This is a genomic window from Enterobacter cloacae complex sp. IR53030 (assembly GCF_049238365.1).
Classification (GTDB): domain Bacteria; phylum Pseudomonadota; class Gammaproteobacteria; order Enterobacterales; family Enterobacteriaceae; genus Enterobacter; species Enterobacter kobei.
On the sequence record NZ_JBMKHA010000019.1, the window covers coordinates 38,436 to 63,667 of the forward strand.

Genomic DNA, 25,232 nt, shown 5'->3' on the forward strand with positions numbered 1-25,232 from the left:
AGAATAATGACGACACAACAACCCGACTGGCATGCCTATCTCGCGCAAATGGAGACCGTTCTTGGCGTGACGCTGGATGATGCCCGCCGCGCCGAGCTGCAGGTACAGTTCAGCCGCATTGCCAGCATGGCCGCTCCATTGATGGCGCTGCCGCTCGATGACCGTCTGGAGATCGCAGGAGTGTATAAAGCATGACGCTACACGAGATGAGTATCAGCGCAATCCAGCAGGCGCTGAGTGCGGGCGAGCTGAGCGCCCATGAGATTGCCCGTCAGACGCTGGAGGCGATTGCGCGCGTGAATCCGCAGATCAACGCCTGGACCGCCGTGACGGAAGCGCGCATGCTCGCCGAGGCCGCGAATATCGACACCCTGCGCCGCGAAAAGCGCCCCCTGCCACCGCTGGCGGGCGTGCCCTATGCGGTGAAAAACCTGTTTGACGTTGCCGGGCATACTACCCTCGCCGGGGCCGAGCTGTTCAGCCAGCGCCCTCCCGCGGCCACTGACAGTTTTGCCGTACGTCAGCTGCGTAGCGCGGGCGGGTTACTGACCGGGATGGTGAATATGGATGCCTATGCCTACGGCTTTACCACCGAAAACAGCCACTACGGCGCGACGCATAACCCGCACGACCTGACGCGCATCGCGGGCGGTTCGTCCGGCGGTTCAGCCGCCGCCGTGGCCGCCGGGCTGGTGCATTTTTCGCTCGGCACCGACACCAACGGCTCCATTCGCGTTCCGGCATCCCTGTGCGGGATTTATGGCCTGAAACCCACCTTTGGCCGCCTGTCGCGATCCGGTAGCCATCCGTTTGTCGCGAGTCTGGATCATATCGGGCCCTTTGCGCGCCGCGTGTGCGATCTGGCGTCGGTGTACGACGCGCTGCAGGGGCGCGATACCCGCGACGGTTTTCAGGCAGAACGCTCGCGCGAGGAGACGCGTCCCCTGCTCGAACGCGGTCTGGACGGCCTGCGCTGTGCGGTGCTTGGCGGCTACTTCACCACCTGGTGCGACACGGAGGCCCGGGACGCCGTGGCGCGGGTGGCGAAGGCCCTCGACGTGCAGGAGGAGCTGCAGTTCCCCGACGCCGGGCTGGCGCGCTCCGCGGCGTTTATCACCAGCGCCTCGGAAGGGGGTAACCAGTACCTGCCCGCGCTTCGCCGCGAGCCTGAGCGTTTTGAACCCCATTCCCGCGAACGGCTTCTGGCAGGCGCGATGATCCCTTCCGCCTGGTATATTCAGGCCCAGCGGTTTCGCGCTCAGGCGCGTCAGGCGTTCAACGCCTTGTTTGAACAAGCCGATGTCCTGATCGCCCCCGCAACGCCGCGTAGCGCCACACGGATCGGTGAGCAAACCATGGAGATTAACGGTCAGCCGCTGCCCATTCGCGCCAGCATGGGCATGCTCACTCAACCGATTTCGTTCCTGGGTTTGCCGGTGACCACCGTTCCGCTACGCACCGCCCGGGGTATGCCGATTGGCCTGCAGCTGATTGCCGCGCCGTTTAACGAGCAGGCCTGCCTGCGCGTCGCGCGCGTGCTGGAAGAGAGTGGCATCACCGATGCCCGCCCGGCGGAGGTGGCGGCATGATCAATCACGATGACATTAACCTGCCGTGGGTGGTAGCCGAAGTGACGGCGGCGTTTTACCGCTATGAAGATGCGCTGGTGAGCAACAACATTACCGTGCTGGATGAACTGTTCTGGCACGACAAAAATACGGTGCGTCTGGGGGCAGGTGAAAACCTGTACGGCATTGATGAAATCCGCGCCTTTCGTGCGGCGCGACCGTCAGCCGGGCTGGCGCGAATGTTGCGTCACACCGTCATCACCACCTTCGGGGAGAATTATGCCGTGTGCAGCACCGAGTTTACCCGTGAAGGTAGCGAACGCATCGGCCGCCAGCAGCAGACATGGGTGCGGTTTGCCTGTGGGTGGCGGATCGTGGCGGCGCAGGTGAGTTTGATGTCGTAGTCGTAGGCCGGGTAAGGCGCAGCCGCCACCCGGCAAAACATCGCACAATTATTTCAGAAACGGATGCACCTCCCGCCAGTGGTCGGCAATCTGCTGGCGGGTACAGACCCACACCTGCTCATGCTGCTGCACGTAATCCAGGAACCGCTGTAGCGCGCGAAAACGCCCCGGCCGCCCCAGCAGGCGGCAGTGCATGCCGATAGACATCATTTTCGGCGCGCGCTCCCCCTCCTCGTACAGCACGTCAAAACTGTCCTTCAGATACGTATAAAACTGCTCGGCGGTATTAAACCCCTGCGCGGTGGCAAAGCGCATATCGTTAGCATCCAGCGTATAGGGCACAATCAGGTGCGGTTTACGGGTCCCGTCGCTACAGGCCACTTCCGTCCAGAAGGGTAAGTCATCGCCATAGTAGTCGCTGTCGTAGTCGAAGCCGCCATGCTCCACGACCAGCTGGCGCGTGTTGGGGCTATCGCGCCCGGTGTACCAGCCTGTGGGCGGTTTGCCAAACAGATCGGTCAGCACGTGCACCGCTTTATGCAGATGCTCGCGCTCCTGGGCGATGTCCATATGCTGATAGTGGATCCAGCGCCAGCCGTGGCTGACCACGTCATAATCCGCCGCCTTAATCGCTTCGACGATTTCCGGATGACGCGCCAGCGCCATCGCTACGCCAAAGACCGTCAGCGGCAGACCGCGTTTTTGAAATTCAGTGTGGATGCGCCAGAACCCGGCGCGGCTGCCGTATTCGTAGAGCGAGTCCATCGACATGTGCCTGTCCGGGTAGCTTGCGGCACCGATGATGTCCGACAGGAACTGCTCGGATCCGGCATCGCCGTGCAGAACGTGGTTTTCCGCTCCTTCCTCGTAATTGAGTACAAACTGCACGGCGATGCGCGCCTGATTCGGCCACCGCGCGTGCGGTGGGTTGCCTGCGTAACCGCGCAGATCACGCGGGTAATCCTGTTCAAAAGTCCCCATTGCCACCCCCAAAAATTAAAATGGATTCAGTGCCTGAAATTGTCCGCTTAACGCTTTATTTTCCGGGAAGGCCAGATCCCCGTGCTTGCTGGTCGACAGCCCCAGCGCCACCAGCGACTCCACCATCTTCACCGCCGCGCTGACGCCGTCGATAACCGGCACGCGCAGTTCGCGCGTCAGCTCCTGCGCCAGCGTCGCCATGCCGCCGCAGCCCAGCACGATGGCCCCGCAGCCATCCTCTTTCAGCGCCTGTATACAGCGCGCGCGCACCTTTTCCTGCGCCACACCGCTGCCGTCTTCCAGCGCCAGCACCGGGAGATCGATGGCATGCAGCGCCGCGCAGTGGTCCTGAAAGCCATACTGATGCAGCAGATGGCGGGCGATAATCAACGTGCGCGGCAGCGTGGTGACCACCGAAAAGCGCGTCGCCACCAGCGTCGCCATATGCATGGCGGCTTCAGCAATCCCTACCACCGGCCCCTGGGCCAGCTCGCGCGCCGCCAGCAGACCCGGGTCGCCAAAGCAGGCAATAACGTGACCATCCACGCCCTGCTGTCTGCCGAGTTTGACCTGTTCGAGAACGCCCACGGCAGCAATGGCCTCGTCAAAGTGGCCTTCGATGGACGGCACGCCTGCGGTCGGGCAGACCGCGAGGATTTCCGTTCCCGGTGCAGCCACCGCACGGGCTGCCGCACCGATGGTTTCCGTCATGGCGAGGCTGGTGTTGGGGTTGATCACTTGTATACAGACAGACGACATTACGACTCCTTGTGGCCGGCAAACAGCCGGGCAAAATCAGGCAGACACTCGCCCGCCCGCTCGAAGCAGAGGCTGGCGACGATATGTTCAAAATGGTGCATTAAGGCCTCGCTGAGCGGCTGGAGCGCCTTCTGGCGCAGCAGATCCACCAGCTGTTCGTGATCGTTGCAGCGACAGCCCTGCCGCCACGGCGCACCCCAGGTGGCAATCACCAGCGATGAACGCTGGCTCAGGCCGGTCACCATCTCCGTCAGCACCTGGTTGCCGGAGATGGCCTGTAGCTGAATGTGAAAATTGGCGGAGTGGCGGATCGCCGCCGGGCCGTCATAGGCCTCGTGCGCCTGCTGCTCCTGACGAATAATGGCCTCCAGTGCTGCCAGATGCGGCGGCTGGCAGTGGGCCAGCACGTCCGGCAGATTAGCGACCTCCAGCAGCGCGCGGGTGCGGAAGATGTGCCGCGCCTCTTCTACCGTCGGGCTGGCGACGTGTGCACCACGTTTGGGCGTTAAGGTGACCATTTGCACAGCGGCGAGTCGTTGCAGCACCTTTCGGATGCCGGTACGGCTCACGCCAAACACCTCGGCCAGCGCCTCTTCCGGCAATTTGCTCCCCGGCAGCAACTGATGTTCGACAATTGCGGTCATCAGCGCCTGAAAGATGGATTCGTCTTTGTCATGCAGGTCTGGCGCGGTCTGCAGGCCATTTACGTTGTTCATTCACCACTCCGTGCTTTACCTTTCGTTATCGAATCATATACATAAAAATAAAATATTGCATACAAGATTTATTATTTTGGCCTGAATCCTGCAACACCGTTTGCACTCCCACTCAACGGGTTTTCATTCACAGGAGCAGGTTTCATGCCAAACAGTCAAAACGCGCAGCAGGGTACGGCCGCTGATTCCGGTGCGGTTTACAGCCCACGTCTTTGCAATGAGGATCTGGCACCCACGCGTGACCAGAACTGGAGCTGGTACAACATCTTTTCATTCTGGATGTCGGACGTTCACAGCATGGGGGGATATGTGGTCGCCGCGAGCTTCTTTACGCTCGGGCTGGCAAGCTGGCAGGTGTTACTCTGCCTGCTGGTGGGGATTTGTATTGTGCAACTGTGCGCCAACCTGGTCGCAAAACCGAGCCAGATGGCGGGCGTGCCCTATGCCGTGATCAGCCGTCAGGCGTTCGGCGTCTTTGGGGCGAACATTCCGGCGGTGATCCGCGGGCTTATCGCCTTTGCGTGGTATGGCATCCAGACCTACCTGGCCGCCAACGCCCTGATGCTGGTGGCACTGAAGTTCTGGCCGTCGCTCTCTTCACTCACCACCGGCGCGTTCCTCGGCCTGTCACATCTGGGCTGGATCTGCTTCGCCATCATGTGGGTATTGCAGGCGATGGTTTTCTGGCACGGGATGAGCGCCATCAAGCGCTTCATTGATATCGCCGGTCCGGCGGTCTACGTAGTGATGCTGGCCCTTGCGGGCTGGATTGTATACAAGACCGGTTTTGACGGGATCTCCTTTACCCTCGCCAGCAAATCCCTGACCGCGGGCGAGCAAACCTGGCAGATGATCACCGCGACCGCGCTGGTGGTCTCCTACTTCTCCGGCCCGCTGCTCAACTTTGGTGACTTCTCCCGCTACGGGAAAAGCATGGGGGAGATCCGCCGCGGTAACCGCTGGGGTCTGCCGTTTAACTTCCTGCTGTTCTCCATCGTCACCGTGGTGATTGTCTCCGGTACCCAGTCGCTGTTTGGCCGCATGATCACCGACCCGATTGAAACCGTCAGCCGTGTGGGTAACGATCTGGCCGTGGCGATTGGCCTGCTGACGATGATCACCGCCACCATCGGGATTAACATTGTGGCGAACTTTGTCTCGCCAGCCTTTGATTTCTCTAACTGCTCGCCGCAGAAGATCAGCTTCCGCACCGGGGGAATGATTGCTGCCGTCGGCTCGATCCTGCTCACCCCGTGGAACCTGTTCAACTCACCGGAGTTAATCCACTACACCCTGGACGTGCTCGGGGCGTTTATCGGCCCGCTGTTCGGCATACTGATTGCCGATTTCTACCTGATTAAACGCGGCAAGGTGTCGGTTGACGACCTGTTCGATGACACGCCAAAGGGCAAATACTGGTATCGCAACGGCTTTAACCCGAAAGCCATCGGCGCGCTGATCCCGTCCGTTGCCGTGGGCCTGGTGATTAGCTTTATCCCGGCCCTGCATGAGGTGGCGAACTTCAGCTGGTTCATCGGCGTCTTCCTCGGCGGCGTGACCTACCGCTGGCTGGCGCGGGAAGATCGCGAGACAGCAGGCGCGACGACGTTCAGCTCCCGCGTGGCAACGCAAAAAGAGTAACCCTTCCCTCCTCCTCTGGCCGCAGCGTAACTGCGGCCCGTTCATTCTGGCACTGTTCTTGCTGCGCTTTCTCACCCCGCTACGCAAACACGAAGGCAGGAACCATGATGGAATACCAGACTGCGATACGCGGTACATTTTTTGACATTGCCCAGGTCTGCGACAGCGCAGACACCATTGCCGAACACGCGCGCTACCTTGAGGACGGGCTGCTGTTTATTCAGAATGGCCACATTCTGGCGCACATGGCGTGGCAGGAGGGCGAGCAGTATCTTGACCCGCACAAAGGCTACACTGACCTGCGCGGCAAGCTGCTGCTGCCCGGTTTTATCGATACCCATGTGCATTATCCGCAAACGGAGATGATCGGCGCCTTTGGCGAGCAGCTGCTGGAGTGGCTGACCACCTATACCTTCCCGGTGGAGAGCCAGTTTGCCGATGAAGCCTACGCGAAAGAGATCGCCGAATTTTTCATTAACCAGTTGGTGAGCAATGGCACCACCACCGCGCTGGTGTTCTGCACGCTGCATCCGGAATCGGTCGAGGCGCTGTTTACTGAGGCGCTGCGCCTCAACATGCGCCTTATCGCCGGGAAGGTGATGATGGACAGACACGCGCCGGACTACCTGAGCGAGGACGCGAAACAGAGCTACCGGCAGACGCGCGAGCTGATCCAGCGCTGGCATCACCGGGGGCGGCTGGGCTATGCCATTACGCCACGCTTTGCTCCGACGTCATCTCCCGAGTTGCTCGCCGCGGTCAGCCTGCTGAGAGAGGAGTTTGCGGATACCTGGCTGCAAACCCATCTGAGCGAAAACCCAAACGAAGTGGCCTGGGTGAGCGACCTCTGGCCGGAGCATGAACGCTATCTGGACGTGTATCACCACTACGGCCTGACCGGCGAGCGCAGCGTATTTGCCCACGCCATCCACCTGCACCACAGCGAGTGGCAATGCCTGCATGACACCGGTTCGGCGGTGGCGTTTTGCCCCACCTCGAACCTGTTTCTCGGTAGCGGGCTGTTTCGCCTGCCCGCCTGCTGGCAGCACAGAGTGCGGATGGGCATCGGCACTGACGTGGGCGCGGGCACCACCTTCAGCATGCTGCGTACCCTGGGGGAAGCGTACAAGGTGGGTCAGCTCCAGAGCTACCGTCTCCGCGCCAGCGAGGCGTTTTATCACGCCACGCTGGGCGGCGCGCACGCCCTCCGGCTTGACGAGAAGATTGGCAACTTCACGCCCGGCAAAGAGGCGGATTTCGTCGTCATCGACCCGGACGTAACGCCGCTGCAGCGCCTGCGCAATCGCCGCTGCCAGGACATTTACGAGCAGCTCTTTGTGCTGATGACCCTGGGCGATGAGCGCAACATCAGCGAAACCTGGGTCAACGGCGTGCAGGTGTGGTCAGCTGCCCCGGTAGGTTGACCAGCCACCGGGCGCAATCACAAACGGCAGATGGAAATGCTCGTCTGCCGATTCTCCCGTCACAAACTCAATCTGCGCGCAGGGATAGATCGTCTCGCGGCCTGTGTCGCTAAACCACTTACCGATTTCGGCCACCAGCCGGTAGCGGCCTTTTGCCAGGTTCGGGACGAATTCTGTGATGCGCCCACTGGCGTTCGTGACGCCAGTCGCCATGATCTCCCCGTCCCGCTCAAGATGAACCGTCACGCCCTCGGCGGGTTTCCCCGTTGAAATATCGAGAATATGGGTGCTGAGTGTGCTCATTCGCTAATGACTCCTTCCAGCCGCAGCAGCGTAATTTCCCGCAGCTGTTCCAGCGCGGTCAATACTTCCTGCGTATCGTTGTTTTCCAGCCGCGCGTTCAGCGCCTGTAAGATCTCTTCTCCGCTGCGGCCCTTCGCGCGGATAAGAAAGACCCGTCCGAAACGGGCTTCATAGCGGGCGTTTCCTTCCCGTAACGCCTGCGTCAGGGCAGCATCGCGGTCATTCACCGCGCCCTGTTCCTGCCGCGACAGTGCTGCCTCCGCCTGGGAACCCGCTGGCTTTTCCCCGATACGCGGATGGGCGCTCAGGGCTTGCGTTAACGCCGTCTCATCCCAGCGTTGCGTCAGCGCCAGTGCCGTACTGAACACGTCTTCCCGGCGGGAATAGGGCCGCCCGCGCACCAGGGCTTCAGCCCAGCCGGGGATCGCCACGCAGGGGTGGAGTAGCGCGAGAGCCTCTTTCTCAGGAAGCCAATTAAAGTCGTGCAGTGCGATCATAGTATCTCCTTGATTATCCTCTTTCAGGTCATTGCACAAACCACGCCACTCCTTGCCTGAGCGTGAAACAGTTGATTCCGTATAGCTCAACTGGAAATTTTTGATTCAAAAAAAGGCAAGCTCACCGCGTCTGTGCACCTTAGCAGTGCAAACCTGCCCTTCTCAACGCCGTTTTCATCCCTTTGCAGCCTGGTACGCAAATTGCTGAATGGCTTTACACCCTGCAAAAGGAGAGAAGCATGAAAGCAATCGTTATTGGTGCGGGAATTGGCGGCCTGAGCGCCGCTGTTGCGCTGAAGAAAGCGGGCATCGACTGTACCGTGTTTGAAGCCGTCAAAGCGATCAAGCCCGTCGGGGCGGCCATCTCCATCTGGCCTAACGGCGTGAAATGCATGCAGCACCTCGGCATGGGCGACATCATCGAGACGTACGGCGGGCCGATGCGTTTTATGGCCTACAAAGATTACCGGCGCGGCGATACCCTGACCCGCTTTAGCCTCGCGCCGCTGGTCGAGCGCACCGGCGGGCGTCCCTGCCCCGTCTCGCGCGCGGAACTTCAGCGCGAAATGCTGGACTTCTGGGGGCGCGATAACGTGCAGTTTGGCAAGCGCGTCGAACGTGTCCGGGAAGATGACGCGGGCGTGAGCGTCACCTTCACCGATGGCACCGCGGCAACCGGGGATTTTCTGATTGCCGCCGACGGCAGCCACTCGGCGGTTCGTCCGTATGTGCTGGGTTATACGCCGGAGCGCCGCTACGCCGGTTACGTGAACTGGAACGGGCTGGTGAAGATTGATGAAGAGATTGCCCCGGCGCACCAGTGGACCACCTTCGTTGGTGAGGGCAAACGCGTATCGCTGATGCCCGTCTCCGGCGGACGCTTCTACTTCTTCTTTGACGTGCCGCTCCCTGCGGGTCTGGCAGAAGATCGCACCACCCTGCGTGCCGATCTCACGGGCTACTTCCGCGGCTGGGCGCCGCCGGTGCAAAAGCTTATCGCCGCGCTCGATCCTGACACCACTAACCGGATTGAAATCCACGACATCGAACCGTTCGATACCCTGGTGCGCGGCAACGTCGCGCTGCTTGGCGATGCCGGGCACAGCACCACGCCGGATATCGGCCAGGGCGGCTGTGCAGCGATGGAAGATGCCGTGGTGCTGGGCGAATGCCTGCGAGAGAACCACAACATTACGCTGGCGCTGCGACAGTACGAAGCGCTGCGCTGCGACCGGGTGCGTGACCTGGTGCTGAAGGCGCGCAAACGCTGCGACGTCACCCACGGCAAAGACATGACGTTGACGCAGGCCTGGTATCAGGAGCTGAAAGAGGAGACCGGGGAGCGCATCATCAACGGTCTGTGCGAAACCATTCAGGGCGGCCCGTTAGGCTGAACAAGAGGGACAACGATGAAAAGAGAACCGACTCCACCCGCCCACTGTACCTTTGAGCCAGAGGACTGGCTGCGCCTGGCGAAATGCTGGCATCCGGTTGCACGCGCCTGCGACATCGGCCCGGCACCGGTTAAAGCAACCCTGCTGGATGAACAGCTGGTCATTTACCGGATTAACGACCAGGTCGTGGTCGCCCGGGATGTCTGTCCGCACCGCGGCGTGCCGCTGACGCTGGGCTTTCACGATGAGCACGGCATTATTTGTCCGTACCACGGCTTACGCTTCGGAGAGGACGGGCGCTGCAACCGTATCCCGTCCAGCCCCGACCAGCCCGTTCCGGCGAAGCTGAACCTGATTAACTACGCCGTGGAGGAGCGCTTTGGCCTGATCTGGACCTGTCTGGCCTTTGACCCGGACAATCCGGTACCGCTGCCCGCCATGCCGCACTGGGATGACGACGGATTCCAGCAGATTAACTGCCCGGCGTTCGAGGTGAATGGCTTCGCCGGTCGCCAGGTGGAAGGATTTCTGGACGTGGCGCACTTTGCCTGGATCCACACCGATACCTTTGCCGATCCCAATAATCAGCTGGTTCCCACCTATCAGCCGCAGGAGACGCCGTTCGGTTTCGTGGCCGATTACTGGAGTTCCGTGAGCAACTATCCCGCCAGTTCAGACGTCCAGGCTCCGGAGGGCTTCCAGTGGCTGCGTCATTTTGAAATGCATCTGCCGTTTACCGCCACGCTGACGATCCATTTCCCGGGGGAATCCCGACTGGTGATTATGAACGCCGCGTCGCCGGTATCATCGCGGGTGACCCGGATGTTTGCCCCTATCGCGCGCAACTTCGATCTGCATATTCCGGTGGAAGATGTGCATGCCTTCAATCTGCGTATTTTTGAAGAAGACCGTCTGATGGTCGAAACCCAGCGCCCGGAAAGCCTGCCGCTGGATCTGACGCTCGAAGCCCATATCCCGGCGGATAAAAGCTCGATTGCCTACCGTCGGGGACTGAAAAAGATGGGATTCGGCGAATTTTTCCTGGTATGACGGAGGCCAATATGTTGAGCGTTATCGTTGATGGGCTGTGGCGTGAGGGGGATAAAAGCCTCGCCGTCAGGCTGGTGGCGGAAAACGGCGCCGCGCTACCGGCGTGGCAGCCCGGCGCGCATATTGATGTGCACCTGCCCTGCGGCCTGATGCGCCAGTATTCCCTGACCGGAGCCTGTGAGGACGAAGGGTATCTTATCTGCGTGGGGCGCGAAACCGCCTCGCGCGGCGGGTCGCGCTACGTTCACGAGACGCTGCGGCCTGGACAGAAACTCACGATCTCCGCCCCACGCAATCTGTTCCCGCTCGTTCAGGCAGAGCGGGTTTTACTCCTGGCTGCGGGCATTGGCATTACGCCGCTGTTTGCGATGGCCCTGCAGCTGAAGGCGGCCGGAACGCCGTTTACGCTGCATTATTACGTTAAAAATCGCGAAAGCGCGGCGTTTGTTCGGGAACTCTCAAAGTACGGTGAGTGCATCATTCATACCCTCAGCCCCCGCTCAGCGCTGGCAGAACATCTCCCCATACCGGAAGCGGGACTGCATGCCTGGGTGTGCGGACCTGCGGGTTTTATGGAGAAAGTCCGCAATGTGGCAACGACGAAGGGATGGGATAACGCCCACATTCACAGCGAGGCGTTTCAGCCTGCTGCGCCTGCCGCTGGTCATGAAACCGGCGAGATCTTTACCGTTAAACTGGCCTCCACCGGGGAGCGCTGGCCGGTGCCTGCGGATAAAACCATTGCCCAGGTCTTACAGGCAAACGGCGTAGACGTACCGCTGTCCTGTGAAATGGGGATCTGCGGCGCCTGCCTGACGCCGGTGATTGACGGCGTGGTGGATCACCGGGACAGCGTGCAGTCGGAGGCGGAAAAAGGCGCAACAAACCAGCAGGTGGCGCTGTGCTGCTCGCGGAGCCATTCGGGGGAGCTGGTGATTGGGCTGTAAAACGACATCAACATTTTAGCGGGCCTTCTTGCCGGGTGGCGCTGTGCTTACCCGGCCTACAATCCGTAACAATATCAAAATATTGCACTATTCATTATAGGCCCGTGCAAGCGTAGCGCCGCCGGGCGAAACTCACACATCGCTTTTTGCCAGCCCGTAAACGGGATCGCTATCCTGCCACGCGTACTCAATATGGCTGGCCTGCTCGCGCGCCAGGGCATCATCGCCCTGTAATCGCGCCGCCAGGGTAAAGGCGAAATCAAATACGTTACCCAGGCCGCGACCGCTCAGCAGATTGCCGTCTTCCACCACCTCGGCATCGACGTACCTGCCCTCGCTGACTGTTTTCCACAGATCGCCGGAACAGACGTAGCGGCGCCCCTTCAGCAGCCCGTTACCGCCCAGCACACGGGCGGCGGCGGAACAAATCGGGCAGATATATTTGCCCATTTCATCGTGGCGGCGGACGAAGGCGATGACCTCCGCGCTTTTCGCCAGGTTAACGCTGCCCTCCGGGCCGCCCGGTAACACTACGGCGTCAAAGGTGCAATCGAAACTGGCCTTCAGGGTGCTGTCCGCCACCATTGAGATGGCGTGATAGCTCACCACTTCGCGGCTCTCGCCGCAGGCAATCGTCTGCACCGTAATATTCAGGCGACGCAGGATATCGATGGTGACGATCGCTTCCCCCTCTTCAAAACCGGGGGCCAATAGCACGGCTACGCTTTTCATTTTGCTCTCCATGGCTTCAGAGTTACCAGTACGGGTGCCAAATCTGTCGCAGCCGCGCCAGCAGCTCGAGATAGAAATAGTCTCCCCAGCTACAGCACTGATCGACCCCCTTGCCGCTGCCCATATGATAAACCGAGTGTTGCAGCAGCCCTTCGGTCGGATCGTCGTCGTGGGCAAGGTAGTTATCGGTCAGCGACAGCGCAATACGCAGCGCCATCTCTTCGTAATACGCACGGTTTGCGTCGAGCGTCGGCAGCGCCTTGACCAGCTCCAGCAGACCGCAAGCGGCAATCGCCGCCGCTGAACTGTCGCGCACGGCGTCGGTGCCGAGCAGCGCCAGATCCCAGTGGCACACATCATCTTCCGGCAAACGGTTGAGGAAGTAATGTGCCAGGCTGCGTGACAGCTCAACCATCTGCTTATCGCCGGTGTGCTGATAGCTGAGCAGGAAGCCGTAAATGCCCCATGCCTGCCCGCGCGACCAGCACGAGGTGTCGCTGTAACCCTGATGGGTATTACCAAAGCGCGGCTCACCCGTCTGGACATCCATATAGTAAGTGTGATACGTCGAGGCATCTTCCCGCACGATATAGTTCGCGGCCTGTCCGGCGTGAGCCGTCGCCGCTTGCGCATAGCGTGGATCTCCGGTCTGTTCGCTGGCCCAGTACAGCAGCGGCAGGTTCATGTTGCAGTCGATGATCATTCGCCCCTGCTGCTCCGGGTCGTTTAAATCACCCCATGCCTGGATAATCCTGGCCGTTGGGTTAAAACGCTCCATCAGGCGCTCGGCTGCCAGCAGCGCCGACCGGCGAGCGGCTTCGTTGCCGGTGAGGCGCCAGGCGCTGATGCAGGAGAGCGAATAGAGAAAACCAAGATCGTGCGTTGCCGTGTCGATACGCTGCTCAATACGCCGGGCGAACGACGGTAAATAGCGCTCGGCGGCGTCGCGATAATGCGCTTTGCCCGTCATCTCCCACGCCAGCCACAGCTGGCCTGGCCAAAAACTGGTGGTCCATTCCACGTTATCGGTGCGCGGCCAGACGCCCTTCTCACAGGCTTCGCCGGGGAATTTATCGCCGAAGGCAACAATATTTTTGTCGAGCTTGCGCGTTACGCGGTTTAACGCCGCTTCCAGCTTCTGGCTCAGGGCCAGGCGATCGACCTGATGCAGTTCGATCGGCCGCAGCGCTTCGGTGATAACAGATTTGGTCATAACAACTCCTGAATTAATGTTTGGCCGGTTCAACCGGGGCGGAATCTAATGCCGGAGCAAAGGGGCGTGAGACATCGCACTTCGACTGGCAGCGCGACAGCGTAAAGGCGGAAATCAGCGTAAATATCAGGGCGCAGCAGCCCATCAGCAGATAGGTATGCTCAAAGCCTATCCTGTCGTACAGATAGCCAGCAGGTGGAGCGACCACAATCGACCCCACGTAAATCATCGCCTGGTAGCCCAGCAGGTACATCGTGGCGTTAACCCGACGATGGAAATGTTCGGCGATGTATTTGAAGACCGAGATCAGCAGCAGCGCGATCTCGACGCCATAAAACGGTTTGATGATAGAGATCACTATCGGGTCACTGGTGAGTCCGGAGGCGATCAGCCGAGCCCCGACCACGCAGCCGCAGAACACCAGGCCGCGCTTGGCGCCGTAGTGATTCACCAGCCACGGGATACACATCATCATCAGGAATTCCATACCCGACTGGACGGTGCTCAGGTAGCCGTACCAGGCATTTCCCTGCTCTTTGGTGGCGAAGAATGATACGAAGTAGCGCGGGAATTGCTGTTCGGCGATAAACATCATCCACGCCACCCCGGCGACGTAGAGGCTGAACATCCAGAATTTGCGGTTTTTCAGGAGCATCAGCACATCGGCGAAGACAATCTTATTGGCGGAAATAACGCTGTTATTACGCAGCTGCTCATCGCCGATTTTGAGGCTAATCAGCACCAGCAGCATCAGTACCGAGGTACCGCTGCTGAGCAGAAAGTTGGCCAGCGGCGTGACGTTAAACAACAGCCCGGAGACCGAAGCCGCCATCGCCCAGCCCAGCGAACCCCACATTCTGATGCGGCCAAACTCCAGCCCGTACAGACGGCTAAAGCGGTCAGCGTAAGATTCAGACGCCGCAACGCCAGCGTACCAGCCCAGGCTCAGATACAGCGCGCCGATGATAATCCCGGCCATCGCATGGCTTTCCAGCAGCGGCTGGTACACCAGCGCAAAAAACGGTGCCATCAGCGCAGAAATGGCGCAGACAAAATAGAGCAGCCACTTGCTCATGCCGATTTTGTCCATGATGTAGCCATACACTGGCTTCAGGACAACCGCGAAGACGCCATTGATGGCGAACACGCTGCCGATAGTGATGCTATCGAGGCCCACTTTCTGGCTCAGCCACAAGGCGTACAGGCCAAAGCTGGATGACCAGGTGAAGAAGTAGAGAAAAATAAAGGTACTCATTTTGTACTGTGCGGCGCGTACGGACGATGATGTGCTCATAGCGATGTCTCCGGGGCCAGAACGAGCGTCGTTTCTTGTCGTGCCATCACGAAGCGTACCGCGTCATCGCTAATGAAGGCCTGCGGGCAGTGTTGCGGATCGAAGCCTGCGGCATTTCCCGCCCACACCGCGCTTATCAGCAAATGCGTGCCGGGATCGAGTTCACCGCGCAGCAGCGGCACTGCCGCGCGCTCGGCAAACAACAGATTACTGTTTGGCGGCGTCACCACCGTTTCGCCGCGGCGGGCGTGCGGATGTAAACAGAAAATGGCTGAGGCATCCTGGGCATTGCGTAACCAGCAGGCGCTTTCCATCTCCTGCGCCTGCGGCTGTGGGCGGTTCGCGAGGCTAAAGCCCCCTTCCGCGCAATCCAGCTCGCGTTGAGTATTGATACGATGGACGCGCAGTTGCCAGTCGCCCAGCGCCAGCAGCCAGCTCTCAATCACCACGTCGCGCCACGGCAGCCAGCGGCTGTATATGGTACCGTCGGCGGTGACCACGTGCTGGCATTCACGGCGGCCACGCCAGTAGTTATCTTTTTCGGCCAGCAGCAGCATCGAATCGGGTGCGGCATGGTTCAGGCCATAGCGCCCGCGTTCGAGGGTGAAGCCAAAGCGGGTGGAATAGGCAAATTTGCAGTATTTCGCTTCGGTATTCACGAAGTTGTTCAGCTCCAGCTGGCCGGACGTCAGCATCCACAGGTGATCGGCCTGATGCACCACCACCTGATCCGCGTGGGCTATCGTGTGCTGCGCGGGCAATGGCGGCAGCAGCAGCTCGGCCGCCTGCCAGAAAGCGTCGCCCTCATCTAATGCCAGTACCAGCAGGGTCTTCAGGCCCCAGTACGGTGAACCCGGCGCGTTGTAGTCTTCCGCCATCACCAGATTCGGGTAGCTGTAGCCGACGCTCAGTATGCCGTCGCGGTCGAATATCGGCTGCTTCAGCCACCAGCGCAGATGGCGCAGCACGATGCCCTTAATCACGCCCGGCGAAAAGACCTCCAGCCCGGCGAAAGCCGCCGCACTCCAGAACGCCGCCTCGGCAAAGCGGTAGGTCAGGCTACGGCCAAACGGGATCGCCGCGCCGTCTTCGGCAAAGAAATGAATGAAGTCAGAGGAGAAACGCGCGGCGCGATCGCGCAGGGTTGCGCACCGCGTTGGATCGACATCGGCCATTAGCTTCGCGTAAATCAGTCCATAGAAATGGAAGCCCATCGAGATGTAATAGTCGCGCGGCCGGCCCGGACCATCGGAGTACCAGCCATCGCCAAGATAGTAGTGCTCCATGGCAGCGAAATGATTTTCCAGCGCCTGCGGATGGGTCGGCATGCCACAATAATGGAAGCCAACCTGCACCAGAATCGGAAAGAAGTGCCAGTTGTTATCGGGGATATCCTGGGTCTCGCACTGCTTTAGCCAGCGCCATAGATTCTCTTTCTCCGTCTCAGTGAAATGTGCCAGTACGGTTTCGCCCGCCAGCGCCAGCAGTAACCCGTAAGCCGCCATTTCGACGATTCGCTGATCGAAAGGACCGACATCGCCCCAGTAATCAGCATGCTGCGGATTGGTGCCGTTTTTTATCGCCTGTAAATAGAAAGAGAAGTGTTGCGGCTCGCTGCCGCCAGCCAACAATGGCGTGATGCCCCACAGCAGACGGGAAAAGGTTTCCATGCTCGCGACCTGCTGGCCGTAGTGAGCGGTAAAGTTCGCTAAATCAATGCGGCTGGCGTCTTTTTTAAAATAAGGCGTCACCGCGTTCAGCATATCGTTAACCAGCCGCAGTACCTCATCACGGCTCGTCAGTGGGTTATCCAGATGAATATTTTCAGGTTGCACAGGGTCCTCCCGCATAACACGAGGGTAGAGATAAGTTATTGTTATTTGGCTTTTTAAAGCCACGAGTGCGACGTCTGAATGAAGAGTAACCGCTTTTATTCCCGGTGCTGAGTGAGCAGACTCACAAAATTAAACCGGCATTTCATTTTTGCTGGATTTTGTCGATCGAGAGAGGGATAAATTACAAATGATGGTCTAAAAATTTAAATCTGTTGTCCTGGAGGTCAAATGGGTGAAACGCAACTGCTGGAACGCATTACGCTCGATCGGCAGGCCATTTCATTTAACCGCATGTACACCACCAGCGCGGTTTACTACCACTGGCATCAGTGCGTTGAATTGCTCTATATTTCCAGCGGTTATGGCATCGTGGTGGTGGACAATCAGCACTACACCGCCCGTCCGGGGCGTTTATTTGTTTTCCCGCCCTTCCGTTTGCACAAAGTGCAGGTCGATCATAGCGATAAGAACCCCTATCACCGCACCACCATGCACATTGCGCAATCGGTCGTCGAAAGTGCGCTCAGCACCTTTCCGCGCCATCAGGCCCGCTTCGCCTCGCTGGCCGCCAGCAATCTCCCGGCACAAATTTACGATCTCAGCACGCACGCGGCGTTTATTGAGAGAATACTTGAACAGTTTCAGCGCCTGGAGGACAACGCGCAGACCGAAGCCTGCGAGGTGGCATTTCTGGTGATGCAGTTGATGACATGTCTGCCCGAGCAGCCGCAGCCCTACCCGCCGCGCCAGCAGACCGTCGCCTCGCGGATAATGAGCTGGGTCGAAGCCCACTATGCCAGCAAGTTTTCGCTCGATCGGTTAGCGCACGACCTGGGGCTCTCGCGAAGCTATACCTCACGCATTTTCCGCCAGCAGACCGGCGGTAGCATCCACGAATATTTGCTGACCCGGCGGATTAAAAGCAGCTGCGATCTCTTACGGTACAGCGATGAGCCTGTTGACGCCATTGCACTGGCAGTGGGGTTTAGCGAGGTGACCTATTTCATTACCTGCTTTAAAAAGATGATGCGTCAGACGCCGCTGCAGTATCGACGGAGTAACTCCGGCACCAGAATTCCCGGTTAAGGCGGTTTTAACAAACAAAAAACCCAGGTCGCATAACGACCTGGGTTTCGAATTTGGCGGAAGCGTAGAGATTCGAACTCTAGAACCCTTTCGGGTCGCCGGTTTTCAAGACCGGTGCCTTCAACCGCTCGGCCACGCTTCCAAAGTGAGGCGCACTATAAACATCTATTAGCGCCTTGTAAAGCAGGAATTTTTCTATTTCTACGCCCTGGCGTTTAACTGCGCAAAAAATCGCTCATTCCCCGATCCCCGCGTCGCTCTCTCCCACTTGTACATACCGTTACACGGCAACGCTCATCCTTCTAAATCGCTCTGGTATAGAATGCCCCAAAATAGACGGCCATTTGTTGTGTAATTGTTATAAAGCCGGTTATTAACGGATTTTAGAAAATTGCCGCCATGTAGTCTTACTGGTTAATGATGAAAATCAAAAATACGTTTTGCTTACATATCCTGATGGCAGCCCTGGCCATTTTATTCCTCAGCATTCACCCGCTGGTGACCAGCTTTGATCCGCCGCTTAAATTCCAGCCGCTGATCAAATCCATGGCGGGCACACCGAAAGAACAAGCGGAAAAAATTGCCACCATTTCCCATGCCCTGGAGGGGAATGCCATTTTCTTCATTGGTGCCTCTGAAGTTGCCACCTCCGAAGATGAACATTACGCGGTCTATCATTATTTTAATCAGCAATTACACCAACCCGTCGTGGCGTATGGCGATGCGTTTGTCGATGATGAAACACAATTTTTACTGTTTTCACGTTTTAAAAATAGCCTTAACGCAAACAGTAAAGTGGTTTTATTGTTGGCACCTGACAGCTTTTACTCAAAAGGTCTGCCACCCGCTATCTATGCGGATAATTTTCCGGGCTCTGTTTTTGATCCCCTGATGAAGGATCCGCAGGCACGTCCGATCCTCGTGAATTATTTAAAACATATTGATGCTAAAGAGATAAGCCATTTAACCTTTGGGCAAATGCGTGTCTTCGGCTGGCACCCCGATCTGATTTGGGATGAGATCGGTTTCCAGTTCGCTAATATTTGTACCCTGATAAAAAACGACTGGCTGTCGCTGCTCAATATCAGGCCTGAGACGGCGCAACCCTGGCCGCAACAGCCAACCACCCACATGACTCCGGACTGGAATAAAGAGCTGGCGAATGCCCGTGAATTAAATAAAGTTCGCCAGCAAAGCGCGGCGACCCTGTGGATGGACAAAACGATTTACGAAGAGGACGGTAAGCCGCAGCAGTGGGATGACACGCCGGTGGTGCCCGGCCAATTCGCTGCGTTCAGGAAAACCGTCCAGCTGCTGAAGGCACATCACGTGCAGGTCATTGCTATCGTCGACCCGGTTAACCCGTGGGCGCTTTACCATACCGACACTTTCCGCCCGTACGATAAGCAAATTCAATCCATTCTGAAAGAGAACCAGATCCCTTATTTAGATATGTACGCTATGCCTTATCAGAATGGCTGGAACTGGGACCGACTGCACCCGACTGAACTGGCCTGGGTGCCTATGCTTCGCTTTATTGCACAGAGTTTTAAATAATGAAAATCGCGATCCGTCTGTTTATCCTTTATCTCCTGCTTGGGATCACCATCGTCGCGTGGACCGCTGTCGATGACAGCATGAGTATGCAACTGCATTTTGAATATCAGAAATTCTGAGGCCGAATGATGTACAGCTCAGGACTGTTTTTTGTCTGTTTATTTTCATCGGCAGGGGTATTTGCGCTGATTAATCGCCTGCTGCGCCATCGCCTGACCTGGTTATCGTCCTTGGTCGTCCTGACAGCATTAGGCTGGGGCTATATTTTTCAGGGCGATTATCGTATTCCGGCGATCGTTTTTGGCTGTTTTTATCTTTTCGCCACGTTAAAAGAAAAAGGATGGTTAAAAACCTGGCAGGCGATCGTGTTAACGCTGCTGCCACTGTTTTTGGTGAAATTACATTTTAATCACCATCTCGGCATGATCGGTCTCTCTTTTATGACCTTTCGCGCGGTGGATGTGCTGTTGTATCGCAGTAAAAAAGAGGGCCAGAATATTCTGCACTATTTCTGCTACCTCTTTATGCCCTTTATTATTCTGGCCGGGCCGATGTACCGCTGGCGGACATGGATGAGCGATGTGAATAAACCCGCATTCACCCTTAACCGTGAACAATGTTTAACAGCGTTAGAGCAGATCGTCACCGGCATCATCCAGAAGTTCCTGTTTGCCATGCTGATCGATTCGCTTGTGGTGCAGCCCTGGAGCCATAAGCCATTTTCGCTGACCGTCGGCGTGGTGATGTCGATTGCTTACAGCGCCTATCTGTACTTTGATTTTGCAGGTTACAGCAATATGGCCATCGGTGCCGGGCGCTTATTCGGGCTGAATATTCCGGCAAACTTCAATATGCCGCTGCTTGCAAAGAACCCTCAGGACTTCTGGCGGCGCTTCCACATCAGCCTGTCTGAATGGCTGCGCGATGTGGTGTTTATGCCCGTCTATATGAACCTGATGAAGTTCAACTTTTTCCGTCAGAACAAAACGCTGGCGCAAAATATCGGTATTTTTTGCACCCTGTTCTGCATGGGGGCATGGAATGGCCTGGAACGCCATTATGTCATCAGCGGCGCGCTGTTTGGCGCCATTTCCGTCGCACACAACATGCTGCTGTGGTCAGCCAAACGCAGCCCGGCATTACACCGTGGTTTGCAGTATCCGGCAGTGGCGTTTTTGGGGCGAATTCTGACGCTGGGCAGCGCCGCAGGATCCCTTTACATCTTTAGTGGAATGTCTCCTCTATGAAAAATCACACCGATCTGCAGGAACTGCAGGATTTCTTACGCGCGGCATTGCGCGATCCCGCCTCCCCGCAGCAGCTGGCCATCACGGGTAGCGACGAAACCCTCAGCTGGCTACAGCTTTCCGCCGCCGTGATGGACTGGGCGGAACGCTATCAACGCTGCAAGCCTATCGAAGGCACACCGGTCGTATTATATGGTCATCAGCAGGCCGAGTTCGCCGTGGCGATTTATAGCTGCCTGTTGCACAACATTCCGTACATCCCGGTGGATTGCATTTACCCGCAGGAGCGGCTCCGGGAGATTTGTAGCCTGGCCAGTGTCCCTTACTATTACGACGTGGCAACCCGGCAGTTTATTGCCACCGGTGAAGCGGGCAAGGTCCTGGAAGAGCAGGATCTGGCCTATATCATGTTTACCTCAGGCAGCACCGGCAAACCGAAAGGCGTGCAGATTGGACGTGAGAGCGTCTGGCACTTCATGAAATGGGTCAGCCAGGATTTTTCCCTGCCGGCAAAACCGGTGCTGATGAACCACGCGGTGTTCAGCTTTGACCTCTCCCTGATCCCTTTGCTGGCGAACCTGGCGATGGGCGGACACATCGTGCTCAACGCCAAAGAGGATATTCAGAAAGAGAACTGGCTGGCGCGACTCAAAAGCAACGCGGTCTCCGCCTGGGTGTCCACGCCCTCTTTTGCCTACCAGCAGCTGCTGTCCCCGCAGTTTAACAGCGAGTATTTGCCTGAACTCGGCGTCTTTATCTTCATTGGTGAAGTGCTCAATAAAGCGCTGGTTAAACAGCTGCGCCGCCGTTTCCCGCAGGCCAAAATCATCAACTCCTATGGCCCAACGGAAGCGACCATCGCGACGACGGTGGTTGAAATTACGGATGAGATCCTTAACCAGGACAGCGCCGTGCTGCCGGTGGGGGTCATGATGCCGGAGAGCAGAATGGACATTTCCGCCGAGGGCGAGCTGATTATCTGGGGTAAAAACGTCATGCGCGGCTACCTCGGCCTGCCGCAGGAGAACGCGGCAAAATTACTGCATCGGGAAGATGACGCGTGTCGCGGCTACCGGACCGGCGATCTGGGTTATGAAGCGGGGATGATCTATTGCCAGGGTCGCAACGATAGTCAGGTCAAACTGAATGGCTACCGTATTGAAATCAACGAGATCGAAAACCGTCTGCTGGCCATGTCCGGCATTAATGAAGCGGTAGTGATGCCGCTGATGAAACCCTGCGGCAGCGTGCTGCGTATTGCCGCGTTCTGCGTGACGGAAATGGCACCGGACACGATCAAAACCTCGCTGTCGAAAGTGGTTCCCCACTATATGGTGCCTACACAAATTATCGTAAAAGACGCGTTGCCGCTGAACCCTAACGGCAAAATTGACCGCAAATTGCTGGACGCTTACGCCCGCACTCATTAATTATCCCAGGAAACATAATGGAAAACGAAATTCTCGCCCTGTTCGAAAAAGTATTATCCCGTAAAGTGGGCTTTCACGATGAACTGATTGAATCTGATATTCTCGACTCTATTCTGGCAGTCGATATGGTGCTGGAAGTGCAGGACGTTTACGGCTGTATGATCCCGCCAACTGACGTAGCGACGGTGTTGAAGACCCCGGCAGATCTCGCCCGCTATATTGAAGAGAACCGCTAAGCCCCTCTGTATGACCCCGCCCTGGGGGCTCTGGCGCACCGCGCCAGAGCCCTGAATGCAAAATGAATACCTTTCACGGGAATGAAACCCACCGCTGATATGATTTCTCCTACACTTTAGGGGTCGTGTTGTTTTTAACAGAGGAGTCTGCGGTATGGCATTCGTAACAACGAAAGACGGCGTCAACATTTACTACAAAGACTGGGGTCCGAAAGAAGCTCAACCCATTGTTTTCCATCACGGCTGGCCATTGAGTGCCGATGACTGGGATAACCAGATGCTCTTCTTCCTTGCAGAGGGCTATCGCGTTATCGCTATCGATCGTCGTGGTCATGGACGTTCGGATCAGGTCAGTGAAGGTCACGATATGGATCATTATGCGGCCGACGCGTCGGCCGTGGTTGAAAGCCTGGATCTGCACAATGCCGTGCATGTCGGTCACTCTACCGGCGGCGGCCAGGTCGCCCGCTATGTAGCGAAATACGGCCAGCCGCAGGGGCGCGTCGCCAAAGCGGTGCTCGTCAGCGCCGTTCCCCCGCTGATGGTCAAAACAGAGAATAACCCCGGCGGGACACCCATCGAGGTGTTTGACGGCTTCCGTAGTGCGCTGGCAGCCAATCGCGCGCAGTTTTACCTCGACGTAGCCAGCGGCCCTTTTTACGGTTTTAACCGGGATGGCGCGGAGGTTTCACAGGTTACGATTCAGAACTGGTGGCGTCAGGGAATGATTGGCAGTGCCAAAGCGCACTATGAGGGGATTAAGGCGTTTTCAGAGACTGACCAGACGGAGGACTTAAAAGCCATCACGGTTCCCGTTCTGGTAATGCAGGGCGATGACGATCAGGTCGTACCGTATAAGAATGCCGCCCTTCTGCAGGACAAGCTGCTGGCGAACAGCGTGCTGAAAATTTATCCAGGCTTCCCGCACGGGATGCACACCACGCATGCGGAGACCATCAACGCGGACATTCTTGCGTTTATCCGTTCATAAACGTCAGGTTTTAAATTCACGCCAAAAGAAAAACCCCAGCTTAACGAGTAAGCTGGGGTTTATATCTGGCGGAAGCGCAGAGATTCGAACTCTGGAACCCTTTCGGGTCGCCGGTTTTCAAGACCGGTGCCTTCAACCGCTCGGCCACACTTCCTAAGTGAGGCGAACTATAAACACCTCACCGCGTGCTGTAAAGAGTGGCTGCAATCGTTCGCTGTAAAAATAGCCAAAACGCGTTTAATCGGTTGAACTGACGACATATCGGCGATTTTAACAGCATAACATTCAGCCCGCCCTCTTAGTGCTTTTTGATGTACATATCTTTTGTGAAATAGTACCCGAGCTTATCCGGTGTGAATCCCCCTACCCACGGTTTGACCAGGTGGGTACGAACGTAGTGATAAACCGGAATGGCTGGCACATCACGGCCAAGCAGATCCTCCGCCTGCTGGTAGAATTTACCCCGTTCCCCGGCTGTTTTCGCTTTCGCGGCGTTGATCAGGGCCTGGTCGTACTCCGGATTGCTGTACTGGCTGGTATTTTCGCTGTCGCCGGTACGGAAGTTGTTCAGGAAGGTTGCTGCATCGTCGTAGTCCGCAATCCATGCGTAACGCACCGCGTCAAAGTTGTGAGTGTGCATGGTATCCAGCATGGTTTTCCACTCCTGATTTTGCAGCTTCGCGTCCACGCCGAGGTTTTTCTTCCACATGGAGCTGGCGGCAATCGCGATACGCTGGTGCGATTCAGAGGTGTTATAGAGCAGGTTGAAGCGCAGAGGATGGCTTTCGTTATACCCCGCTTCACTGAGCAGTTTTTTCGCCTCCGCGATGCGCTTGTCCAGCGGCCAGCTGGCGTAATCCGGGTTCTGCAGCTTGACCCCACCGATGTCCGGCTGGCTAATCAGCCACGCCGGACGCTGCCCCTGCCCTAACACTTTCCCGGCAATGATGTCTTTATCCAGCGCCATATTCAGCGCCTTACGCACGCGCGCGTCGTTGAACGGCGGGCGCGTGGTGTTGAACTCGTAGTAATAGGTCGCGAGCTGCGGTGAAACGTCCAGCTCGCTGCCAAGGGTTTTCTTCAGCTGGGCAAACTGGTTAATGGGGACCGTGTAGACAATATCAATTTCACCCGCTTTATAGCGGTTCACATCTGAGGCCTCAGAGGTGATGGGCAAATACGTCACTTTGTTGATAACGGTATGCGCATTATCCCAGTAGCGCGCGTTACGCTCCGCCACAATGCGTTCGTTGACCACCCACTGAGAAAGTTTATACGCCCCGCTGCTGACGAAATGCTCCGGCTTGGTCCACTTATCGCCAAAACGCCCAATCAGCACTTTGTCCACCGGTACCAGCGACGGGTGCGCCAGCATCGCAAGGAAAGCCGCGTTTGGCTGCGTGAGCGTCACTTCCAGGGTGGTGTCGTTAATCGCTTTTACCCCCAGCGTATCGGGGGCTTTTTTCCCCTGGGCAATATCGGCCGCGTTGGCAATATGCATGTTGCCCGGATAGCTGGCATACGGTGACGCCGTTTTAGGATCGATCAGGCGCTGCCAGCTCCAGACCACATCTTCTGCGGTAATCGCTGTCCCGTCGCTCCAGGTGATGCCCGGCCGCAAATGGAACGTCCAGACGGTATTGTCTTTGTTCTCCCACTTTTCCGCCAGCCGGGGCTGAATTTCCCCCGTCGGGGAGACGCTCACCAGACCTTCGAATAAATCGCTGATAATATTGAATTCGACATCGCTTTCGACTTTATGCGGATCGAGCGAAGCCGGTTCACTGCCATTATTTCTGACCAGTTCCTGTTTCTCTGCCAGCGCGGTTCCTGCCGGGACGTTGGCCGCCCAGGATGCCGTACTGGCGCACAGGATCCCGGCGGTAAGTAAAGAGAGTGTAAAGCGCGTGCGTGTTTGTGGTTTCAT

General features: G+C 57.6%; 23 protein-coding genes, 2 tRNA genes and 1 pseudogene. 14 read left to right on the plus strand and 12 right to left on the minus strand.

Annotation, left to right across the window (positions count from 1 at the left end; genetic code table 11):
• The first annotated feature begins 6 nt into the window (after nt 1-6).
• From hpxX to hpxZ, 3 genes are read left to right on the plus strand one after another with little or no spacing between them, the layout of a single operon-like run.
• On the plus strand, nt 7-195 hold the full coding sequence (gene hpxX / locus ACOTXR_RS18205) for an oxalurate catabolism protein HpxX (protein WP_023332649.1): 189 nt from the start codon (nt 7-9) through the stop codon (nt 193-195).
• Entirely contained in the window at nt 192-1,589 is a 1,398-nt protein-coding gene (locus tag ACOTXR_RS18210; protein ID WP_047028034.1) for an AtzE family amidohydrolase, read from the plus strand. Before hpxX ends, ACOTXR_RS18210 begins: the two co-directional genes overlap by 4 nt.
• The gene (gene hpxZ, locus ACOTXR_RS18215; protein ID WP_032637027.1) at nt 1,586-1,972 is read left to right on the plus strand and encodes an oxalurate catabolism protein HpxZ; all 387 of its coding nucleotides are present in this window, start codon (nt 1,586-1,588) and stop codon (nt 1,970-1,972) included. The genes ACOTXR_RS18210 and hpxZ overlap by 4 nt, the downstream gene beginning before the upstream one ends.
• 48 nt (nt 1,973-2,020) lie before the next feature.
• Here the strand turns inward: hpxZ and puuE are convergent, their stop codons facing one another.
• The 3 genes and pseudogenes from puuE to ACOTXR_RS18230 form a co-directional block, all read right to left on the minus strand.
• On the minus strand, nt 2,021-2,920 hold the full coding sequence (gene puuE / locus ACOTXR_RS18220) for an allantoinase PuuE (protein ID WP_226856271.1): 900 nt from the start codon (nt 2,918-2,920) through the stop codon (nt 2,021-2,023).
• Nucleotides 2,841-3,712, minus strand: a pseudogene (locus ACOTXR_RS18225) (aspartate/glutamate racemase family protein); the annotation flags it as partial. The pseudogene ACOTXR_RS18225 and the gene puuE, both read right to left, overlap by 80 nt.
• Nucleotides 3,712-4,428 (minus strand): GntR family transcriptional regulator, encoded by a 717-nt coding sequence (locus ACOTXR_RS18230; protein ID WP_014883286.1) that lies wholly within the window; start codon nt 4,426-4,428, stop codon nt 3,712-3,714. The pseudogene ACOTXR_RS18225 and the gene ACOTXR_RS18230, both read right to left, overlap by 1 nt.
• A 144-nt stretch (nt 4,429-4,572) precedes the next feature.
• Here ACOTXR_RS18230 and ACOTXR_RS18235 point away from each other — a divergent pair, with 144 nt between their 5' ends.
• Nucleotides 4,573-6,069, plus strand: coding sequence for an NCS1 family nucleobase:cation symporter-1 (locus ACOTXR_RS18235; RefSeq protein ID WP_023332644.1), 1,497 nt, complete (start codon nt 4,573-4,575; stop codon nt 6,067-6,069).
• A 107-nt stretch (nt 6,070-6,176) separates the two neighbouring features.
• Entirely contained in the window at nt 6,177-7,493 is a 1,317-nt protein-coding gene (guaD, locus tag ACOTXR_RS18240) for a guanine deaminase (protein WP_058689789.1), read from the plus strand.
• Here guaD and uraH read toward each other — a convergent pair.
• Both uraH and uraD read right to left on the minus strand, forming a co-directional pair.
• Nucleotides 7,473-7,796: a hydroxyisourate hydrolase gene (gene uraH / locus ACOTXR_RS18245; protein ID WP_023332642.1), complete on the minus strand. Its 324-nt coding sequence runs from the start codon at nt 7,794-7,796 to the stop codon at nt 7,473-7,475. The genes guaD and uraH overlap by 21 nt on opposite strands.
• Nucleotides 7,793-8,293, minus strand: coding sequence for a 2-oxo-4-hydroxy-4-carboxy-5-ureidoimidazoline decarboxylase (gene uraD, locus ACOTXR_RS18250; RefSeq protein WP_058689790.1), 501 nt, complete (start codon nt 8,291-8,293; stop codon nt 7,793-7,795). The genes uraH and uraD overlap by 4 nt, the downstream gene beginning before the upstream one ends.
• Before the next feature lie 239 nt (nt 8,294-8,532).
• Here uraD and hpxO point away from each other — a divergent pair, with 239 nt between their 5' ends.
• The 3 genes from hpxO to ACOTXR_RS18265 are packed head-to-tail and all read left to right on the plus strand — an operon-like array spanning nt 8,533 to nt 11,684.
• Entirely contained in the window at nt 8,533-9,687 is a 1,155-nt protein-coding gene (gene hpxO / locus ACOTXR_RS18255) for an FAD-dependent urate hydroxylase HpxO (protein ID WP_023337051.1), read from the plus strand.
• 15 nt (nt 9,688-9,702) lie between these two features.
• Nucleotides 9,703-10,737 carry a molybdenum cofactor-independent xanthine hydroxylase subunit HpxD gene (gene hpxD, locus ACOTXR_RS18260; RefSeq protein ID WP_014883280.1) on the plus strand — a complete coding sequence of 345 codons (1,035 nt, stop codon included), beginning with the start codon at nt 9,703-9,705 and terminating at the stop codon, nt 10,735-10,737.
• 11 nt (nt 10,738-10,748) lie between these two features.
• Complete coding sequence (locus ACOTXR_RS18265; RefSeq protein WP_058689791.1) at nt 10,749-11,684, plus strand: PDR/VanB family oxidoreductase; 936 nt, start codon at nt 10,749-10,751, stop codon at nt 11,682-11,684.
• 132 nt (nt 11,685-11,816) lie between these two features.
• Here ACOTXR_RS18265 and ACOTXR_RS18270 read toward each other — a convergent pair whose 3' ends face one another.
• Genes ACOTXR_RS18270 through ACOTXR_RS18285 form a run of 4 tightly spaced genes read right to left on the minus strand, consistent with a single transcriptional unit; the run spans nt 11,817 to nt 16,758 of the window.
• Nucleotides 11,817-12,416, minus strand: a complete 600-nt coding sequence (locus tag ACOTXR_RS18270) for a DJ-1/PfpI family protein (RefSeq protein ID WP_014883278.1) — start codon at nt 12,414-12,416, stop codon at nt 11,817-11,819.
• Between the two features lie 22 nt (nt 12,417-12,438).
• Nucleotides 12,439-13,629: a glycoside hydrolase family 88 protein gene (locus tag ACOTXR_RS18275; RefSeq protein ID WP_058689792.1), complete on the minus strand. Its 1,191-nt coding sequence runs from the start codon at nt 13,627-13,629 to the stop codon at nt 12,439-12,441.
• Nucleotides 13,630-13,642: 13 nt separating this feature from the next.
• Nucleotides 13,643-14,923, minus strand: a complete 1,281-nt coding sequence (locus ACOTXR_RS18280; protein WP_014883276.1) for an oligosaccharide MFS transporter — start codon at nt 14,921-14,923, stop codon at nt 13,643-13,645.
• Nucleotides 14,920-16,758 carry a DUF2264 domain-containing protein gene (locus tag ACOTXR_RS18285; protein ID WP_058689793.1) on the minus strand — a complete coding sequence of 613 codons (1,839 nt, stop codon included), beginning with the start codon at nt 16,756-16,758 and terminating at the stop codon, nt 14,920-14,922. Before ACOTXR_RS18285 ends, ACOTXR_RS18280 begins: the two co-directional genes overlap by 4 nt.
• 228 nt (nt 16,759-16,986) lie before the next feature.
• Here ACOTXR_RS18285 and ACOTXR_RS18290 point away from each other — a divergent pair, with 228 nt between their 5' ends.
• On the plus strand, nt 16,987-17,844 hold the full coding sequence (locus ACOTXR_RS18290) for an AraC family transcriptional regulator (protein WP_032637038.1): 858 nt from the start codon (nt 16,987-16,989) through the stop codon (nt 17,842-17,844).
• A 54-nt stretch (nt 17,845-17,898) separates the two neighbouring features.
• On the opposite strand, the gene ACOTXR_RS18295 is transcribed toward ACOTXR_RS18290, so the two are convergent.
• Nucleotides 17,899-17,986 (minus strand) — tRNA-Ser (locus ACOTXR_RS18295).
• A gap of 278 nt (nt 17,987-18,264) precedes the next feature.
• Here ACOTXR_RS18295 and ACOTXR_RS18300 point away from each other — a divergent pair.
• The 5 genes from ACOTXR_RS18300 (at nt 18,265) to ACOTXR_RS18320 (ending at nt 23,305) form a co-directional block, all read left to right on the plus strand.
• Nucleotides 18,265-19,401: a D-alanyl-lipoteichoic acid biosynthesis protein DltD gene (locus tag ACOTXR_RS18300; RefSeq protein WP_058689794.1), complete on the plus strand. Its 1,137-nt coding sequence runs from the start codon at nt 18,265-18,267 to the stop codon at nt 19,399-19,401.
• A 128-nt stretch (nt 19,402-19,529) separates the two neighbouring features.
• Nucleotides 19,530-20,648 carry an MBOAT family O-acyltransferase gene (locus ACOTXR_RS18305; protein ID WP_058689798.1) on the plus strand — a complete coding sequence of 373 codons (1,119 nt, stop codon included), beginning with the start codon at nt 19,530-19,532 and terminating at the stop codon, nt 20,646-20,648.
• Entirely contained in the window at nt 20,645-22,078 is a 1,434-nt protein-coding gene (locus tag ACOTXR_RS18310; protein WP_058689795.1) for an AMP-binding protein, read from the plus strand. The genes ACOTXR_RS18305 and ACOTXR_RS18310 overlap by 4 nt, the downstream gene beginning before the upstream one ends.
• A 17-nt stretch (nt 22,079-22,095) precedes the next feature.
• The gene (locus ACOTXR_RS18315) at nt 22,096-22,314 is read left to right on the plus strand and encodes an acyl carrier protein (RefSeq protein ID WP_023332630.1); all 219 of its coding nucleotides are present in this window, start codon (nt 22,096-22,098) and stop codon (nt 22,312-22,314) included.
• 154 nt (nt 22,315-22,468) lie between these two features.
• Nucleotides 22,469-23,305: an alpha/beta fold hydrolase gene (locus tag ACOTXR_RS18320; RefSeq protein WP_058689796.1), complete on the plus strand. Its 837-nt coding sequence runs from the start codon at nt 22,469-22,471 to the stop codon at nt 23,303-23,305.
• Nucleotides 23,306-23,371: 66 nt separating this feature from the next.
• On the opposite strand, the gene ACOTXR_RS18325 is transcribed toward ACOTXR_RS18320, so the two are convergent.
• Together ACOTXR_RS18325 and ACOTXR_RS18330 are read right to left on the minus strand one after the other, a co-directional pair.
• A tRNA-Ser gene (locus ACOTXR_RS18325) sits at nt 23,372-23,459 on the minus strand.
• A 144-nt stretch (nt 23,460-23,603) separates the two neighbouring features.
• Nucleotides 23,604-25,232: an ABC transporter substrate-binding protein gene (locus tag ACOTXR_RS18330; RefSeq protein WP_023338218.1), complete on the minus strand. Its 1,629-nt coding sequence runs from the start codon at nt 25,230-25,232 to the stop codon at nt 23,604-23,606.

What these genes read in the sequence shown, in the direction of transcription:
- hpxX (WP_023332649.1), top strand. Translation starts at nt 7, where the DNA reads ATGACGACACAACAACCCGACTGGCATGCCTATCTCGCGCAAATGGAG.
- ACOTXR_RS18210 (WP_047028034.1), top strand. Translation starts at nt 192, where the DNA reads ATGACGCTACACGAGATGAGTATCAGCGCAATCCAGCAGGCGCTGAGT.
- hpxZ (WP_032637027.1), top strand. Translation starts at nt 1,586, where the DNA reads ATGATCAATCACGATGACATTAACCTGCCGTGGGTGGTAGCCGAAGTG.
- ACOTXR_RS18230 (WP_014883286.1), bottom strand. Translation starts at nt 4,428, where the DNA reads ATGAACAACGTAAATGGCCTGCAGACCGCGCCAGACCTGCATGACAAA.
- ACOTXR_RS18235 (WP_023332644.1), top strand. Translation starts at nt 4,573, where the DNA reads ATGCCAAACAGTCAAAACGCGCAGCAGGGTACGGCCGCTGATTCCGGT.
- guaD (WP_058689789.1), top strand. Translation starts at nt 6,177, where the DNA reads ATGGAATACCAGACTGCGATACGCGGTACATTTTTTGACATTGCCCAG.
- uraH (WP_023332642.1), bottom strand. Translation starts at nt 7,796, where the DNA reads ATGAGCACACTCAGCACCCATATTCTCGATATTTCAACGGGGAAACCC.
- uraD (WP_058689790.1), bottom strand. Translation starts at nt 8,293, where the DNA reads ATGATCGCACTGCACGACTTTAATTGGCTTCCTGAGAAAGAGGCTCTC.
- hpxO (WP_023337051.1), top strand. Translation starts at nt 8,533, where the DNA reads ATGAAAGCAATCGTTATTGGTGCGGGAATTGGCGGCCTGAGCGCCGCT.
- hpxD (WP_014883280.1), top strand. Translation starts at nt 9,703, where the DNA reads ATGAAAAGAGAACCGACTCCACCCGCCCACTGTACCTTTGAGCCAGAG.
- ACOTXR_RS18265 (WP_058689791.1), top strand. Translation starts at nt 10,749, where the DNA reads ATGTTGAGCGTTATCGTTGATGGGCTGTGGCGTGAGGGGGATAAAAGC.
- ACOTXR_RS18270 (WP_014883278.1), bottom strand. Translation starts at nt 12,416, where the DNA reads ATGAAAAGCGTAGCCGTGCTATTGGCCCCCGGTTTTGAAGAGGGGGAA.
- ACOTXR_RS18275 (WP_058689792.1), bottom strand. Translation starts at nt 13,629, where the DNA reads ATGACCAAATCTGTTATCACCGAAGCGCTGCGGCCGATCGAACTGCAT.
- ACOTXR_RS18280 (WP_014883276.1), bottom strand. Translation starts at nt 14,923, where the DNA reads ATGAGCACATCATCGTCCGTACGCGCCGCACAGTACAAAATGAGTACC.
- ACOTXR_RS18290 (WP_032637038.1), top strand. Translation starts at nt 16,987, where the DNA reads ATGGGTGAAACGCAACTGCTGGAACGCATTACGCTCGATCGGCAGGCC.
- ACOTXR_RS18300 (WP_058689794.1), top strand. Translation starts at nt 18,265, where the DNA reads ATGAAAATCAAAAATACGTTTTGCTTACATATCCTGATGGCAGCCCTG.
- ACOTXR_RS18305 (WP_058689798.1), top strand. Translation starts at nt 19,530, where the DNA reads ATGTACAGCTCAGGACTGTTTTTTGTCTGTTTATTTTCATCGGCAGGG.
- ACOTXR_RS18310 (WP_058689795.1), top strand. Translation starts at nt 20,645, where the DNA reads ATGAAAAATCACACCGATCTGCAGGAACTGCAGGATTTCTTACGCGCG.
- ACOTXR_RS18315 (WP_023332630.1), top strand. Translation starts at nt 22,096, where the DNA reads ATGGAAAACGAAATTCTCGCCCTGTTCGAAAAAGTATTATCCCGTAAA.
- ACOTXR_RS18320 (WP_058689796.1), top strand. Translation starts at nt 22,469, where the DNA reads ATGGCATTCGTAACAACGAAAGACGGCGTCAACATTTACTACAAAGAC.
- ACOTXR_RS18330 (WP_023338218.1), bottom strand. Translation starts at nt 25,232, where the DNA reads ATGAAACCACAAACACGCACGCGCTTTACACTCTCTTTACTTACCGCC.